This is a genomic window from Neisseria sp. P0021.S007, assembly GCF_051956855.1.
Window position 1 is genome coordinate 84784 of sequence record NZ_JBQCXA010000001.1, and the last position, 16224, is coordinate 101007.

12 protein-coding genes are annotated in these 16224 nt (G+C 50.2%); 4 read left to right on the forward strand and 8 right to left on the reverse strand.

Translation table 11 applies throughout. The features are described from left to right. Window positions 1–31 precede the first annotated feature (31 nt). The 3 genes from secD to ACTHUR_RS00435 all read left to right on the forward strand — a co-directional run bounded on the left by secD (window position 32) and on the right by ACTHUR_RS00435 (window position 4029). On the forward strand, window positions 32–1885 hold the full coding sequence (gene secD / locus ACTHUR_RS00425; RefSeq protein ID WP_004519309.1) for a protein translocase subunit SecD: 1854 nt from the start codon (window positions 32–34) through the stop codon (window positions 1883–1885). 3 nt (window positions 1886–1888) lie between these two features. Then, window positions 1889–2824, forward strand: coding sequence for a protein translocase subunit SecF (gene secF, locus ACTHUR_RS00430; RefSeq protein WP_003686183.1), 936 nt, complete (start codon window positions 1889–1891; stop codon window positions 2822–2824). A gap of 323 nt (window positions 2825–3147) precedes the next feature. Beyond that, window positions 3148–4029, forward strand: a complete 882-nt coding sequence (locus ACTHUR_RS00435) for a carbohydrate kinase family protein (protein WP_049330901.1) — start codon at window positions 3148–3150, stop codon at window positions 4027–4029. 79 nt (window positions 4030–4108) lie between these two features. On the opposite strand, the gene ACTHUR_RS00440 is transcribed toward ACTHUR_RS00435, so the two are convergent. The 5 genes from ACTHUR_RS00440 to rimP form a co-directional block, all read right to left on the reverse strand. Further along, on the reverse strand, window positions 4109–4666 hold the full coding sequence (locus ACTHUR_RS00440; RefSeq protein ID WP_049330902.1) for a nitroreductase family protein: 558 nt from the start codon (window positions 4664–4666) through the stop codon (window positions 4109–4111). Between the two features lie 110 nt (window positions 4667–4776). Next, window positions 4777–7515 carry a calcium-binding protein gene (locus tag ACTHUR_RS00445; protein WP_049335380.1) on the reverse strand — a complete coding sequence of 913 codons (2739 nt, stop codon included), beginning with the start codon at window positions 7513–7515 and terminating at the stop codon, window positions 4777–4779. A gap of 350 nt (window positions 7516–7865) precedes the next feature. Beyond that, a complete protein-coding gene (gene infB, locus ACTHUR_RS00450) occupies window positions 7866–10757 on the reverse strand; it encodes a translation initiation factor IF-2 (protein WP_070695335.1) in 2892 nt (963 codons plus the stop codon). An 11-nt stretch (window positions 10758–10768) separates the two neighbouring features. Continuing rightward, entirely contained in the window at window positions 10769–12274 is a 1506-nt protein-coding gene (nusA, locus tag ACTHUR_RS00455; protein WP_049330906.1) for a transcription termination factor NusA, read from the reverse strand. A gap of 27 nt (window positions 12275–12301) precedes the next feature. After that, window positions 12302–12733 carry a ribosome maturation factor RimP gene (rimP, locus tag ACTHUR_RS00460; RefSeq protein ID WP_003685973.1) on the reverse strand — a complete coding sequence of 144 codons (432 nt, stop codon included), beginning with the start codon at window positions 12731–12733 and terminating at the stop codon, window positions 12302–12304. A gap of 342 nt (window positions 12734–13075) precedes the next feature. Between rimP and serC the strand changes: the two genes are divergently transcribed. Beyond that, entirely contained in the window at window positions 13076–14182 is a 1107-nt protein-coding gene (gene serC / locus ACTHUR_RS00465; protein WP_070695336.1) for a phosphoserine transaminase, read from the forward strand. 63 nt (window positions 14183–14245) lie between these two features. Here the strand turns inward: serC and ACTHUR_RS00470 are convergent, their stop codons facing one another. The 3 genes from ACTHUR_RS00470 to ACTHUR_RS00480 form a co-directional block, all read right to left on the reverse strand. Next, the gene (locus tag ACTHUR_RS00470) at window positions 14246–15439 is read right to left on the reverse strand and encodes an LD-carboxypeptidase (protein ID WP_070695337.1); all 1194 of its coding nucleotides are present in this window, start codon (window positions 15437–15439) and stop codon (window positions 14246–14248) included. A gap of 73 nt (window positions 15440–15512) precedes the next feature. Then, on the reverse strand, window positions 15513–15911 hold the full coding sequence (locus ACTHUR_RS00475) for an HIT family protein (protein WP_004519320.1): 399 nt from the start codon (window positions 15909–15911) through the stop codon (window positions 15513–15515). Beyond that, the gene (locus ACTHUR_RS00480; protein ID WP_049335391.1) at window positions 15908–16222 is read right to left on the reverse strand and encodes a hypothetical protein; all 315 of its coding nucleotides are present in this window, start codon (window positions 16220–16222) and stop codon (window positions 15908–15910) included. Before ACTHUR_RS00480 ends, ACTHUR_RS00475 begins: the two co-directional genes overlap by 4 nt. Between the last annotated feature and the right edge of the window lie 2 nt (window positions 16223–16224).

A 16224-nucleotide genomic window follows, 5' to 3' on the forward strand; every position in this document is an offset into this window, starting at 1 on the left:
TTTGCCTTTATAAATAAAGCAAAGGTTTACCATGAACCGTTATCCTTTATGGAAATACCTGCTGATTGCGTTCACGATTGTGGTTGCGGCTGTTTACTCGCTGCCCAACCTTTTCGGTGAAACGCCTGCCGTACAGGTATCGACCAACCGACAAGCCATCGTTATCAATGAGCAAACCCAGTCTAAAGTGGATGCCGCGCTGAAACAGGCAGGTATTCAGACTGATGGTATGTTCATCGTCGACAACTCGCTGAAAGTGCGTTTCAAAGATACCGAAACGCAACTGAAAGCGCGCGACGTCATCGAAAATACTTTGGGCGAGGGCTATATTACCGCGCTCAACCTGTTGGCAGACAGCCCTGAGTGGATGGCGAAAATCAAAGCCAATCCGATGTTCCTGGGTCTGGACTTGCGCGGCGGCGTGCATTTCACCATGCAGGTGGACATGAAAGCCGCGATGCAGAAAACGTTTGAACGTTATTCCGGCGATATCCGCCGCGAATTGCGCCGCGAAAAAATCCGTACCGGCACGGTGCATCAGACTGAAAACGGTCTGACCGTGCCTTTGCAAGATGCTGCCGATGTACAAAAAGCCTTGCCTCAGTTGCAAAAATTGTTCCCTGAAGCCACGCTGCTGCCGGACGGTAACAATATCGTGCTGACTTTGTCTGAAGAGGCAATCAATAAAGTACGTTCTGATGCAGTTAAACAAAATATCAATACGTTGCACAACCGTGTGAACGAATTGGGCGTAGCCGAACCGGTTATCCAACAATCCGGCCTTGACCGCATTGTCGTACAGCTGCCGGGCGTGCAAGATACTGCCAAAGCAAAAGATATTATCGGTCGTACTGCGACTTTGGAAGTGCGTATGGTGGAAGACGATCCGATCAAACTGCAAGAAGCTTTGAACGGCAATGTGCCGACCGGTTACGAATTGCTGTCAAGCGGTGGCGATCATCCGGAAACTATCTTGGTCAACAAACAAGTTGAACTAACCGGCGACAACATCAACGATGCGCAACCTAGCTTTGACCAAATGGGCGCGCCTGCCGTGAGCCTGAGCCTGGATAGTGCGGGCGGCAGCATTTTTGGCGAATTGACTTCGGCCAATGTGGGTAAACGTATGGCTATGGTGTTGATCGACCAAGGTAAATCCGAAGTCGTGACCGCGCCTGTCATCCGAGCCGCCATTACCGGTGGCCGCGTGGAGATTTCCGGCAGCATGACGACAGCCGAAGCCAACGATACTTCATTGTTGCTGCGCGCCGGTTCGCTGGCCGCGCCGATGCAGATTGTCGAAGAACGTACCATCGGCCCGTCTTTGGGTAAAGAAAACATTGAAAAAGGTTTCCACTCTACCTTGTGGGGCTTTGCCGCTGTTGCTGCATTCATGGTGATTTACTATCGCTTGATGGGTTTCTTCTCTACCATTGCCTTGAGTACCAATATCTTGTTTTTGGTGGGTATTTTGTCTGCCATGCAGGCAACGCTGACCTTGCCGGGTATTGCCGCCTTGGCTTTGACCTTGGGTATGGCGATTGACTCCAACGTGTTGATTAATGAACGTATCCGTGAGGAACTGCGTGCCGGTGTCGTACCACAGCAGGCCATCAACCTCGGTTTCCAACACGCTTGGGCAACCATTGTCGATTCCAACTTGACCTCCCTGATTGCCGGTATCGCTTTGTTGGTATTCGGTTCCGGCCCGGTACGCGGTTTTGCGGTTGTACACTGTATCGGTATTCTGACTTCGATGTATTCATCCGTGGTCGTGTTCCGTGCTTTGGTCAACCTGTGGTACGGCCGTCGCCGCAAATTGCAAAATATTTCCATCGGTTCGGTATGGAAGCCGAAAGCTGAAATGGCAGAAGGCAAGGAGTAAAACATGGAATTATTTAAAATCAAACGTGATATTCCGTTTATGAGCTACGGCAAACTGACGACTTTTATTTCGTTGGTTACGTTTATCGCCGCCGTGTTCTTTTTGGTAACCAAAGGCCTGAATTTCTCCGTCGAATTTACAGGCGGTACGGTGATGGAAGTCCAATATCAGCAGGGCGTGGATGTGAATAAAACGCGCGAACGCCTCGATACGCTGAAAATGGGTGATGTACAGGTTCAGGCCTTGGGTACGAATAAACACATTATGATTCGCCTGCCGAACAAAGAAGGCGTAACGTCTGCACAGCTGTCCAACCAAGTGATGGATTTGCTGAAAAAAGACAACCCTGACGTTACCTTGCGCCAAGTCGAATTCATCGGCCCTCAGGTTGGTGAAGAATTGGTTACCAATGGTTTGATGGCATTGGGCTTCGTGGTGGCAGGTATTATTATTTACTTGTCCATGCGTTTTGAGTGGCGTTTTGCAGTATCCGCGATTATTGCGAATATGCACGATATCGTGATTATTCTCGGCTGTTTCGCCTTCTTCCAATGGGAATTCTCATTGACTGTCTTGGCAGGTATCTTGGCTGTTTTGGGTTATTCCGTAAACGAATCTGTGGTGGTATTTGACCGTATTCGCGAAAACTTCCGCAAGCCGCATATGCGCGGCCACACTGTGCCGGAAGTCATCGACAACGCGATTACTGCAACCATGAGCCGTACCATCATTACCCACGGTTCGACCGAGGCAATGGTTGTTTCTATGCTGGTGTTTGGCGGTGCAGCCTTGCACGGTTTCTCTATGGCGCTGACTATCGGTATCGTGTTCGGTATTTACTCTTCCGTATTGGTTGCCAGCCCGCTCTTGCTGATGTTTGGCTTGAGTCGTGAGAACATTGCCAAAGAAGTGAAGAAAAAAGAAGAAGTTGTAGTTTAATCGCTGCAATGCTGCGATAAAGGCCGTCTGAAAATTGATTGAATCAGTTTTCAGACGGCCTTTTGTATTTAAATTTCAGAATATTTTGTTTTAATGAAACAGGAGGGGATAAATGTGAAAGAAAAAGAAAAAATAGGAACAATATAATTTTGTGATGAATCAAGTTTATTGTCTGATATTCCCTTAATTGCTTGTCAGTCCCAATATTTTAAAACATAATACTTTTGCCCCCGATGCTGGAGTTTTACTACAAGTACATGATTTGCAAAAATCTGTCGGGTGTGCAGACCCTGCCAATCAACCTCAAAAAAGGAAGGCCAAGAATGAAAGTAACCAGTTTCGGCGAAGTGCTGTGGGACGATTTTCCAAACGGAAAGGTATTGGGTGGTGCACCCCTAAATGTTGCTGTCCGTTTGCAGTCTTTGGGTATCGATGCTGTCATCATCAGTCGTCGCGGCGATGATGCCGATGGCGAGGAATTGCTACGTCAAATTCAAAGTAAAAACGTCAATACTGATTATTTGCAGGTTTGTCACGAATGTGCGACCAGCTTGGTGAAAGTACACTTGGACAAGTCTGGCAGTGCGTCTTATGAGATTGTTTATCCTTGCGCGTGGGACAGGATTGCGGTTGATGATGCGGCAATCAAACGTGTGGCAGAATCAGATGCTTTCGTTTTTGGCAGCTTGGCAACCCGCGATGAAGTTTCGCGTAAAAGCTTGGCGGTTTTGCTGAAAGAAGCCAAATTCAAAATTTTTGACGTTAATCTGCGTAAGCCTCATTACGATATTGACCGCTTGCTTGAGACCATGAAACAGTCCGATATGGTCAAACTCAATGATGATGAGCTGTATGAGTTGGCTGCGGCTTACGGTTCTCCTTATCACAGTATCGAACAAAATATCGGCTACCTCGTTGAGCTGACCGGCGTCAAAATCTTGTGTGTGACTTTGGGTAGTCATGGCGCGGTTTTGTATAAGGACGGCGAGTTGTACCGTCATTGCGGTTTCCGCGTCAAAGTGGTGGATACTGTCGGCTCCGGCGACAGCTTTCTTGGTGGTTTGACTTACAAGCTGCTCAATAATGCGCCTCCTCAAGAAGCCATTGCTTTTGCTTGTGCGCTGGGTGCATTGGTGGCTTCACGTCATGGCGCGACGGCGGATATTTCTTTGGAAGAAGTTGAAGCGTTTATGAATCCTGCTTGATATTTTGACAAGAGACATAAAAAGGCCGTCTGAAAACCATTAAATCAGGTTTTTCAGACGGCCTTAGTATTTTCAGGCTTTACCAATAAGTTGTAAAACATTCTAAGTTGGTATTTTTCGGGCCGCTTCCTTCTTCGGTCGGCGAACCAATCATCATCAGGCCGATGATTTTGTCTTTGTCGGCACACTCAAATGCTTCGCGCAACAATGGGCTGTTGACCCACATGCCCGTAATCCAAACATTGTCGAAGCCTTGAGCAGAAGCAGCCAGTTGTAAAGCATAGGCGGCGCAGCCTGCAGTCAGCATTTGCTCCCATTCAGGTTTGGGTTTCGCCACTTCACGGTTTGGCGCAAATGTAACGCCAATAATCATAGGCGCCATGTTGCCGACGCGTTCGGCCTTTTTCATGGCATCATCACCGAAGTTGAGTTCGGTAACGGTCTTGCCCAAAAGCTCGCGGAAACGTTGTAAGCCGGCCTCGCTTTGAATTACAGTAAAGCGGTAAGGGCGCATATTGCCGTGATCAGGTACTTGTGTTGCCGCTTGCAGCATTTGTTCCAGTTGCTCGGCATTGGGTGCAGGAGCAGTCAGTTTTTTGGAAGAGCGACGAGTGGTGAGGAGATTTAAGGCATCCATTTTTATTCTTTCTTGTGAATTCGAATGAGAATAATTATATAGCAGAACGATAAATAAATCAGCAAAGGACTAAGGCCGTCTGAATTAAGGTTTCAGACGGCCTTTGAGTTTTACAGGATACCGTTGTTTTGTGTATTTTCAGTAATCAGTGCTTTGCTGATTTCATCGGCGGTGTAGCTCTTACCGTTTCCGAATACAAAGCTGTCGACATTATTGTTGGCAATGTCATGGATGGTCAGGGTGTCGCCTGTATCTTTGATGGTTAAGACCCAATCATCGCCGGTTTTCAACTGTAAATCTTTCAGCGTCAGCCCTTCTTTGAAAAGGACTTGGGTATCGCTGCCACCATACGGATTAAAGGTGTCGTTGCCGCTGTTTCTGCCAAACATGATAACGGTGTTGTCGGCACCCGGGTCGGTAATGGTATCGTTGCCGCCGGCCGTATCAACGATGTTGATGCCTCGGCCCAAAGTAATGGTTTCATCGCTTCGGTTGCCCCTGTATTCGACAACAGAAGTGTAATGCGACAAATCTAAATCGCTGTTGTCGCTATCGGCGTGGATGGTGTGATTGAAGTTGTTGTACACATCACGGTTGAGTTCTTCAACGGGTTGGCCTGTGTATTGGACGATGTTTTTGTTGCCGATCATGTGCGGGATAGACAGTTTGAAGTGGTTGATCAGCTCGCCTGTGCTGTATGAGGTATTGCCGTCAAACTGAAACTCGGAAATCGCACCATAAATACCGCTTTGGTTTTTGATGGTTAAAACATCGTCCGTGCCTTTAATGCGGATATGCCAAGTATCGCCATCCAACAGGGGGGGGGATACAAATTGGTTGCTGTCGGGTATGTCGGCAATCCCGGTTTTGTCGTAACCTTTTTCAACGGTAATTTCGAGGTCGTCAAGGGTAATGCCGCCGGTAAATTTAACGACATTAGCGTTGAGTCTGTGTAGGCTTGCCTCGCTATCAAAACCGAAGTTGTAGTCGAAAATGGTGTCGTGGCCGTAACCTTTTCCGAAAACATAGGTGTCGTTGTGTTCTCCGCCTTCCAGATAATCATTGCCTGCGCCGCCGTCGAGTAAGTCGGTGCCTACATGGGCATAGAGTTTGTCGTTACCGTTGCCGCCGTAGAGTTTATCGTCGGAAGCGGGTTCGTTGCCGTAATAGGTTTCGCTGTGTTCGCGCAAGATGTCATCGCCGTCGTGGCCATAGAGGATGTCGCGGCCGTCGTTGCCGCCGTCGATTTCATTGTTGCCTGCATTGCCATGCAAAGTGTCGTCGCCGTTTGTGCCGACAAAGTTAATGTTTTTGGCTTTCAGCGCTTGGAAGGCTTGTTGGAACTGTGCGGCAGTGTAAGTTTGGTCGCTGAACTGGAAACGGTCGATGGAAATGCTGCCATCAGCACCGATTTGGTTTTGAATCAAGGCTGAACCTTGATCCGAAGTAATTTCCCAGCTTTGGCTGCCATCATCGTTATGAATGGTCTTCAGGTTGAGCTTGGCATTGTTCAGGCCGTCTGAAAACTTGAGGGTATTGATGCCTTGGTTGTCGATAATGGTATCGTTGTCGCCGTAGATATAGGTATCGTTTCCGGCGCCGCCTTTCAGAATGTCTTTGCCGTTGCCGCCCATCAAAATATCGTTGCCAGCATCACCGTTGATGAGATCGTTACCGTCGCCGCCATCCAGATAATCGTTGCCGTCGCCGCCGTTGAGGTTGTCGTTGCCGCCCATGCCGTAAACGGTATCATCACCGCGTCCGCTGTTGAGGCGGTTGCGGCCTTCGTTACCGGTCAGGATGTTATTGCTGTTGTTGCCGGCGGCAAAAATATTGGCCGAGCCGGTCAAGGTAACATTTTCGACGTGGGTGGCGGCAGTATGGGAAATGCTGCTGAATACGGTGTCTTCGCCGCCGCCAGCCTGTTCGATAACCACGTCTTTTGTGTTATCAACATAGTAAGTGTCATTGCCGTCCCTGCCTTCCATAATGTCGGCACCGGCCTTGCCGTCGATAATATCATCGCCGGATGTGCCAATCAGGTGGTCATTGCCGTCGCTACCATCGATGGTCTTACCGCTTTCGGTATATTCAGTCAGGGAAATATCGAAATATTTGGCAAAGCTGTTTACATCCAGTTTTTGTGTGCCGATGATGAATTGGGAGACTGCCGGTGTTGTACCGTTTTGAGTGTATTGGTTTTTGATGGTTAAAACGGCGTTGCTGTTTTTCACGGCAATCAGCCAGTCTTGACCGCCGGTTTCGTTGTTTCGGGCTTCAACGGTTAAATCGTTAAGGCTTAGGTCGGTATGAAAGCGGATGCTGTTGTGGCCTTGATTGTCGATGATGGTGTCTTGCTCGCTTTTGGCAGAGAAAAGGTAGGTGTCGTCACCTTCGCCACCTTCAAGCACATCGTTGCCTGCTTCGCCATTTAGGGTGTCATTGCCTGTTTCGCCGAAAAGACAGTCGTTGCCTTCGCCGCCATTGATGAAATCGTTGCCGCCGCCGCCGTAAACGATGTCGTCACCGCGACCGCTGTTGAGGCGGTTGCGGCCTTCATTGCCGATGAGGATGTTGTTACTGTTGTTGCCTGCGCCGAAGATGTTGGCTGTACCGGTCAAAACAAGGTTTTCAACGTGGTTTGGAAGGGTATAGCTGACGTTGCTGTAAACCGTATCATCGCCTCCATTTGGGTTTTCAATGATTTTATCGTCGCTGCGGGTTACATAATAAACGTCATCTCTCGAAGTACCTGTTGTTGCTTGTGCAAGGGCGGAAGGTTGTAATTGCTCTAAATGTCGTAATTCAAATTGCGCATTGCGAATGCGCATTGCTTTTTCGATTGTCATGATATTTTCTTTAGATATTGATGAGAGTAACAAGGAAGTAAACGTATCCGGCATATGGCCGGTATTGCTTAATTTGTATTGTGTTTAGGCTGTATATACTAGTGCCGAAATTTGAGAAAAACAACTGAAACGTTAAGATATGACAATATATAGAGAGCCTTATCAGGCTTAGTTTGCCGTCTATTCTTTTGCCAAATGGCTTTGCCTTGTGCGGCTGTTTTGTTTCTTATATACCACACATCAATTTCCATAGTTTCAAACTATGAATGGTTGTAAAAAGGCCGTCTGAAAAAAAGAAGCAGGTTTCGCATTGCAAAACCTGCTTCTGATTTTTCAGACGGCCTGTCTGATTACAGAGTACGGGCAACTTCGACGATGTCGAAACATTCGAGTTGGTCGCCTTCCATAATCTCGTTGTAGCCTTTGAGCATCAGACCACACTCGAAGCCCATGCGGACTTCTTTGACGTCGTCTTTGTAGCGTTTCAAAGAAGACAGTTCGCCGGTATGGATAACCACGTTGTTGCGGATGAGGCGGACATGGGAATCGCGTTTGACCACGCCGTCGGTAACCATACAGCCTGCAATATTGCCGACTTTGGATACGCTGATAACCTGACGGATTTCGACCGTGCCGGTTACTTGCTCTTTCTCTTCCGGAGAGAGCATACCACTCATGGCGGCTTTCACGTCGTCAATGGCATCATAAATGATGTTGTAGTAACGGATTTCCACGTTTTCATTCTCAGCTAGTTTGCGTGCGGAAGCATCTGCACGGACGTTAAAGCCGATGATGAATGCGCCGGAAGCAATGGCCAAGTTGACATCAGATTCGGTAATGCCGCCCACGCCGCTGTGCAACACGTTCACTTTCACTTCGTCGGTGGACAGTTTTTTCAGGCTGCCCGCCAAAGCTTCGTAAGAACCTTGTACGTCTGCCTTAATGATGACAGACAAGGATTGGGCTTGGTTTTCGCCCATGTTGTTGAACATGTTTTCCAGTTTCGCAGCCTGTTGTTTGGCCAAGCGCACGTCGCGGTATTTGCCTTGACGGAAGAGGGCGATTTCGCGCGCTTTTTTCTCGTCGGCCAACACCATTGCATCTTCGCCTGCGTTCGGTACGTCGGACAAGCCGAGGATTTCGACAGGGATAGAAGGGCCGGCTTCATTGATGGCTTTGCCGTTTTCGTCAACCATTGCACGGATTTTACCGAATGCAGTACCGGCCAGCAGCATATCGCCTTTTTTCAGCGTACCGCTTTGAACCAGCAATGTGGCAACCGCGCCGCGGCCTTTGTCCAAACGTGCCTCAACAATGATACCTTTGGCAGGTGCATCGACTGGGGCAGTCAGTTCCAAAACTTCAGCTTCGAGCAAGACGGCTTCGAGCAATGCATCGATGTTCAGGCCTTTTTTAGCGGAAACGTCGATAAACTGTACATCGCCGCCCCATTCGTCAGGCACGACTTCGTGCGCAGTCAGCTCTTGGCGGATACGCTCTGGGTTGGCGGCTTCTTTATCGATTTTGTTGACGGCAACCACCATCGGTACGCCCGCAGCTTTAGCGTGGGCAATGGCTTCGATGGTTTGCGGCATCACGCCGTCGTCGGCTGCAACCACAAGAATCACGATATCGGTTGCTTTCGCACCGCGCGCACGCATTGCGGTAAACGCTTCGTGACCCGGAGTATCCAAGAAAGTAATCACGCCGCGAGGGGTTTCAACGTGGTATGCACCGATGTGTTGGGTAATGCCACCCGCTTCGCCTTGTACCACTTTGGCGCGGCGGATGTAGTCCAGCAGGGAAGTTTTACCGTGGTCAACGTGACCCATCACGGTAACAACCGGTGGACGCGGCAATGCTTCGGCTTCTACTGCTTCAACGCCTTCATCCAGGAATGCTTCAGGGTCGTCGGCTGCAGCAGGTTTGCCGATGTGGCCGAGTTCTTCCACCACAATCAGGGCAGTGTCTTGGTCGATGGATTGGTTGATGGTTACCATCATGCCCATTTTCATCAGGGCTTTAACCACTTCGACGCCTTTAACGGCCATTTTGTGTGCCAAATCGGCAACGGTAATGGTTTCAGGTACCAAAACTTCGTGTACGACAGGTTCGGTTGGTGCTTGGAAGGCGTGTTGGTTTGGCTCAAGTTTGAGTTTTTTGCCTTTTTTGCCGCCGCGTACGCGCTCGTCGTCGCCAGTGCGTGCATTGCGGTCACGTCCGCCTTTGCCGCCTTTGCCTTTAGCATTGCGGCCTTGAATGTCTTCATCACGCTCACGACGGTCTTCTTTTTTACCGCGCACGTTGTGTTCGGATTTGCCTTCGCCGGATGCTGCTTTGGCTTTCTCGGCAGGTTTGTTGCGTTCGCCTGATTTGGCTTCTTTCGTAGGTTTTGAGTCTTGAGCGGCCTGTTGTTTCATGGCTTCGCGGCGTGCTTGACGCTCTTGTTTTTCTTTCAACAAAGCTTCTTGATGCGCACGCAGGGCGGCGGCACGACGGGCCTCTTCATCGCGTTGAGCCTGTTCTTCCACGCTGACGACAGGTTGCGGTACGGCAGGAGCGACAGGTTTGGCTGCCTTTTTCGCTTCTTTGCCTTTGCCGCCTTTGTCTTGTTTGGCTTTGGCAGTTTTTTTGGCTTCGGCTGGTTTTTCAGCTTCAACGGATTTTTCAGACGGCTTGTTGTCTGCTTTAGCCTCAACTTTTGCTTCGGCCTTGGCTTCTACGGCTTCAACCGGTTTGGCTTCTTCTTTTTTGGCTTCGGCAGGTTTGCCTTCCGCTTTTGGTGCGGTTTTGGCTGCTTTCAGTCTGGCTGCTTCGGCCTCTGCTTTAGCACGGGCTTCGGCTTTGGCGGCAGCTTCTGCTTCAGCTTTGGCTTTTTCTTCGGCAGCTTGGGAGGCTGCTTTTTCTGCTTCGGCTTTTTGGTTTTCCGCTGCTACTTTGGCTTTGGCTTCCGCTGCCAATTCTTCGGAAGAAGGAATAGTAACGGCACGGCTGCGGCGGCGTGTTTCTACTTTTACGCCGTCAACGGTGCTGACTTCGGTTTTTTTGCGGCGGATGCTGATGGTGCCGCTGTTGCTGCCGTTTTTCTTTTGCAGGTAAGCGGTCAGCAATTGTTTGTCGTCAGTGGTTATGCTGTCATTACCGCTGTTTTTATTGACCCCGGCTTCTTTCAATTGTTTAAGCAAATCATCGACGGGGCGGTTTAGTTCGGCGGCAAATTGCGCTACGGTTGTATTACTCATTCAGTACCCCCTTAGTTGTTTTCTTCAGTAAACCAGTGTTCGCGTGCAGCCAAAATCACTTTTTTGGCTTCTTCTTCGTCAACACCGGTAATTTCGACCAATTCGTCAACAGACAATTCGGCCAGATCATCGCGTTGGGTAACGCCGGCTTCGGCCAGTTTGCGCAACATGTCGGAATCTACGCCGTCCAAATTGCGCATGTCTTCAGACACTTCACCCAGTTTTTCTTCTGCGGCGATGGTAATGGTCAGGATAGCGTCGCGTGCGCGGTTGCGCAGGGTTTCAACGATTTCTTCGTCAAAGCCGTCAATGGCGAGCAATTCTGCCGCTGGAACGTAAGCAACTTCTTCCAAAGTGGCAAAGCCTTCTTCCACCAAAATATCGGCGGTTTCGTCGTCGATGTTCAAGTGGGTGGTGAAGAGGTTGCGGATAACCGCGTCTTCGGCGGCATTGCGTTCGTCGGCTTCTTCAACGGTCATGATGTTCAGCTGCCAGCCGGTCAGGATGGAAGCCAGACGGACGTTTTGACCGCCGCGGCCGATGGCCAGCGCCAGTTGGTTTTCATCAACGATCACGTCAACGGCGTGTTTGTCTTCATCAATTACAATGCGGCTCACTTCGGCAGGAGACAGCGCATTCATTACGAATTGGGCAGGCTCTGGAGACCACAATACGATGTCAATGCGTTCGCCGGACAATTCGTTGCTCACGGCGTTAACACGGGAACCGCGCACGCCGATACAAGTACCTTGCGGGTCGATGCGTTGGTCGTTGGCTTTAACGGCAACTTTGGCGCGTTGGCCGGGATCGCGTGCTACTTCGCGGATTTCCAACAGGCCGTCTGCAATTTCAGGCACTTCGTTGGCGTAGAGTTTGGCCAAGAAGTCGCCGCTGGTACGGCTCAAAATGACTTGTTTGCGGCCGGTATTGCCGATTTCGTCCACACGCAGGAAGAGGGCGCGGATGCGGTCGCCGCTGCGGAAGTTTTCGCGCGGAATCATTTCTTCGCGCGGAATCAGGGCATCGAGTTTGCCTGCGACAACTTCAACGATAATGCCGTGGCGCTCGACGCGTTTTACCGTACCGGAAACGATGTCTTCTTTAGAAGCGAGGAACTCGTTCAGGTTTTGCTCGCGCTCCGCATCGCGGATGCGTTGCAGGATGATTTGTTTGGCAGTTTGCGCGGCTTGGCGGCCGAAGCCTTCGTTTGGCAGCTGCTCTTCGTAGTATTCGCCGATTTGGATGGTGGTGCCGGGAATTTCTTCTTGGATTTCCTCGATGGTTTTTTCTACGTCGGGGTAGGTGTAGTCTTCATCGGCAACAATCAGCCAGCGGCGGAAGGTTTGGTATTCGCCGGTATCGCGGTCGATTTCGACACGCACGTCCATGTGCTCGCGGTCGGCTTTTTTCTTGGCGGCAGTAGAGAGGGCGAATTCAAGGGCTTTGAATACGACTTCCGTTTCAACGTTTTTTTCACTTGCCAGCGCTTCGGCTAGCTGTAACATTTCGCGACTCATTTTCTAGAATCTCCAAGTAATCGGTTTTTAAAATTTAAATTCGGGGCGCAAACGGGCTTTGTCGATGTTGCTCAATTCGATTTGGGCAGTTTTGCCGTCGAAAGAGACGGTAACGATGTCGTTTTCGCAAGATTCGATGCGGCCGATGAAGTTTTTCTGACCATCAATCGGCAGGCGTGTTTTGATTTTGGCGTTCTGGCCGGCAAAGCGCACGAAGTCGGCGGCTTTTTTCAACGGACGGTCAAGGCCCGGGCTGGAGATTTCCAAACGTTTGTAGTCGATGTCTTCAACCATAAACACGCGGCTCAGATGGTTGCTGACAGTGGCGCAGTCTTCGACGGTGATGCCGCCTTCTTTATCGATGAAAACGCGTAAATCGCCTTGTGCGGTCAGTTCGAAATCGACCAGCTCGTAGCCCAAGCCGGGCAGGGTTTTATCAAGAATGCTTTGAATATCCATGCTTCTCCAGAAGTACATAAACAAAAAAATGGCCGCGCGGCCATTTTTCGTGTGATTTGAAAAATTGGCCTATTATAACTGTTTTCAAGATAAAAGAAAAGCGTTGATTTGGCGTGGATTTTTTGAAGTGATTGCGTAAATGGAAGGATAGGGGCGAGGCCGTCTGAAAAGGAAATTGTTGACAAGTTTTGATGTGGTGTCTCTGAAATTATTTTGGAAAACAAAGAATTGGTGTTGCTTTGTTTTCAGGCGGCCTTGTATTTCCTGGTTTTTCGTGCTTGCACAATGTGCAAGGCGGTTCTACAATTTCCTTATACTCTCCGAATAAGAAAGAAGGCCGCCATGTTCGCACATCCGATTTACAATTTTTCCGCAGGTCCTGCCGTATTGCCGGAAGCGGTATTGCGTACCGCGCAACAGGAAATGCTCGACTACAACGGTACGGGTTTCCCCGTGATGGCGATGAGCCACCGTTCGGATATGTTTTTGAGCATTCTGCATCATGCCGAACAAGACTTGCGCCAGCTTTTGAATATTCCGTCCAACTATAAAATCCTGTTTTTACAGGGCGGTGCGACCGCGCAATTTAATATGGTGGCCATGAATTTAGCGCACGGTTTTACGACTGCCGATGCGGTGGTAACGGGCAACTGGAGCCGTATTGCCTATGAACAGATGAGCCGTTTGAGCAATGCCGAAATCCGTTTGGCCGCGCATGGCGGCGAGCAATATGCCTATAAAAACCTGCCTGCGGTGGAGGATTGGGATGTCAACCCGAATTCTGCGTTTGTTCATTTTGCGATTAATGAAACCGTAAACGGTTTGCAGTATCAAAACGTCCCCAAACTTTCAGACGGCCTGCCGCCGCTGGTGTGCGATATGTCGAGCGAGATTTTGTCGCGTGAGTTTAATGTATCCGATTACGGCTTGATTTATGCCGGTGCACAAAAAAATATCGGTCCTGCCGGTGCGACCGTGGTCATTATCCGCGAGGATTTGCTGGAGCGTTGTCCGAACGATATTCCCGATGTGTTCAACTACCGCTCTCACATCAACCGCGACGGTATGTACAACACGCCGTCCACCTATGCGATTTATATGTCGGGTTTGGTGTTCCGCTGGCTGCAAACGCAGGGCGGTGTGAAAAAAATTGAAGCGGTCAATCGAATAAAGGCTCAAACCTTGTATGAGACGATAGACGGCAGCGGCGGTTTTTACATAAATGATATTCATCCTGATGCGCGCTCCAAAATGAACGTGGTCTTCAAAACCGCAAGTGAAGACTTGGACCGCCGCTTTGTGTTGGAAGCCGAGTTGCAGGGCTTGTGCCTGCTTAAGGGCTATAAAACCGTCGGCGGTATGCGTGCCAGTATTTACAATGCGATGCCGCTTGAAGGTGTGAACGCGTTGGCCGACTTTATGAAAGATTTCCAACGACGTTACGGTTAAGATGAAGATATAAAAAGGCCGTCTGAAACTGGGTTTCAGACGGCCTTTTGATTTGAATAAGTCTTATTCGGTGACTTCTTCAGTGATGCTGTCGCGGTAGATAGTGCTGTCGTAAGTCGGAACAGGAGGAGGCAGCAGGCTGTCGAGTGTCAGCGCGGACGGGTTCAGCGTAGGATAGCCACTGAAGGTTACGGAATAACCGCCGTTGCCGTTACTGCGGACTTTGGCATGCGTGCCCAAAGGGAAAGTGGTTTTGTTGGTGATGTGGCCGAATGGGAAGCCGGTCAACACAGGAATCTTGGCGGTGCGCGAAATGTGGTTGACTACGGCGGAGAAATCGTAGTTGGAGTCGTACACGTCGCGGATGGTGCCCATGCGGAAATCGCCGAAGATGATGGCGCGTTGTTTTTGCAAAACACCTGACAGATAAAGCGTGTTGAGCATGCGCTCGATGCGGTAGGGTTGCTCGCTGACGTCTTCGATAAAGAGGATGCCGCCTTGAATATCAGGCATATAAGGCGTACCGGCGAGGGAGGCGAGAACGCTGAGGTTGCCTCCCCACAATGTGCCTTCGACGTTGACATCGGCGCGTTGGATGGTCGGAACATCAACGATGTTGACGTTGTTGGTCGTGCCGCGGATGAACGAATCCATGGTAAAGACGCTGGGGTCTGCTTTGCCGAATTCGCTGTACACCATCGGGCCTGCAAAGCTCATCATATTGCCTTTGGCCAACAGGGCGAGTTGGACGGCGCACACGTCGCTGAAACCGAAGAATAATGTGCCGCGTTCGCGCATTCTGGCGCCGAGTGAGGCAAAGTCAATTTGCGGCAGGATGCGTGCCGCGCCGTAGCCACCGCGCAGGCCCATCAAGATTTTAGGCGTTTCGACACGACCGCTGGCAACGTCTTGGAAGTCGGCGGCGCGTTGGGCATCGCTGCCGGCAAAGCGTTGGTAACGGCGGCTGCCTGCTTGTTGGTTGGTCACGGTAAAGCCTGCGTTGTAGAGGCGGGTCAGGCCGGTGGTCACGCGGTTGGGGTCTTCGGCGAAGCCTGACGGCGCAACAACGCGCAGGAGGTTGTCGCCGGAACGTGGCGGATGGGGTTGCTTAGGTTGCACGGTTTGGGCTTTCGCGGTGGTGGAAGTGGTTTTGGTTTGCGGTGTGGTGGTCGTGCCTGTGCCGCAGGCTTGTAGCAACCCTGCGCCTGCCGCGGCAGAGCAGGTACGCAGGAAATGGCGGCGCGTGGTGGAGTTCATTGAGGTTTTCCTTTCGTTATATGTTCAGACGGCCTGAACTAGGCGTGTCGGGCCTTGCAGACCGTCTGAAAGTTTAAGCGATTAAGTTTTTGATTTGTTCCGGCCAATTTTCGGGCAGGGTCATACCGTGTTCGCGTACGGGCGCGGCCCAAATCGGCGCAGGAAAGTTGGCGTCGTTTTCAAAGCGGGCGATGACGTGCCAATGCAAGTGAGGCACAACATTGCCGAGGCTGGCCAGATTGATTTTGGCCGGGCGGAAGACTTGGCGCATTGCGGCTTCAACCTGATACACCATTTCCATGATTTCATTGCGTTCGGCAGGGGAAAGGTCGGTCATCTCGGAAACATGGTTATTCCAAATCACGCGGCAGAATGCCGGTGCGCCGGCTTCATTGTGGACGGCGATAACGCGCAGGTTTGGCGTTTGCAGCAAAATATCTTCGTTGTCGGCAGTGCAGATGGGGCAGGTCATGGGTTTTTCTTTCTCAGTCTGAATAGGAATCGGATGATTTCAATCAGGATTTTTAGAACAAGGTAAATGGCAGTCAGAGATATGAATGCGAAAAGCCACGGTTCAGGTATAAACCACCAAAATAAATAGGAGGGCGTGATTAAGTCGGCACATTCTTCGGCACTCTTAACGTGATCGCACAAGCCAAAGCGAAAAAAATCATTGACATCATGAAAGGGCGAATAGGCGAACATAAGTGCTATGGGCGTCACACAAATCAATGCAATGATGGCAATCCAAAAGAATGGTTTGAGATGTTTGAGTGCAGTCATGG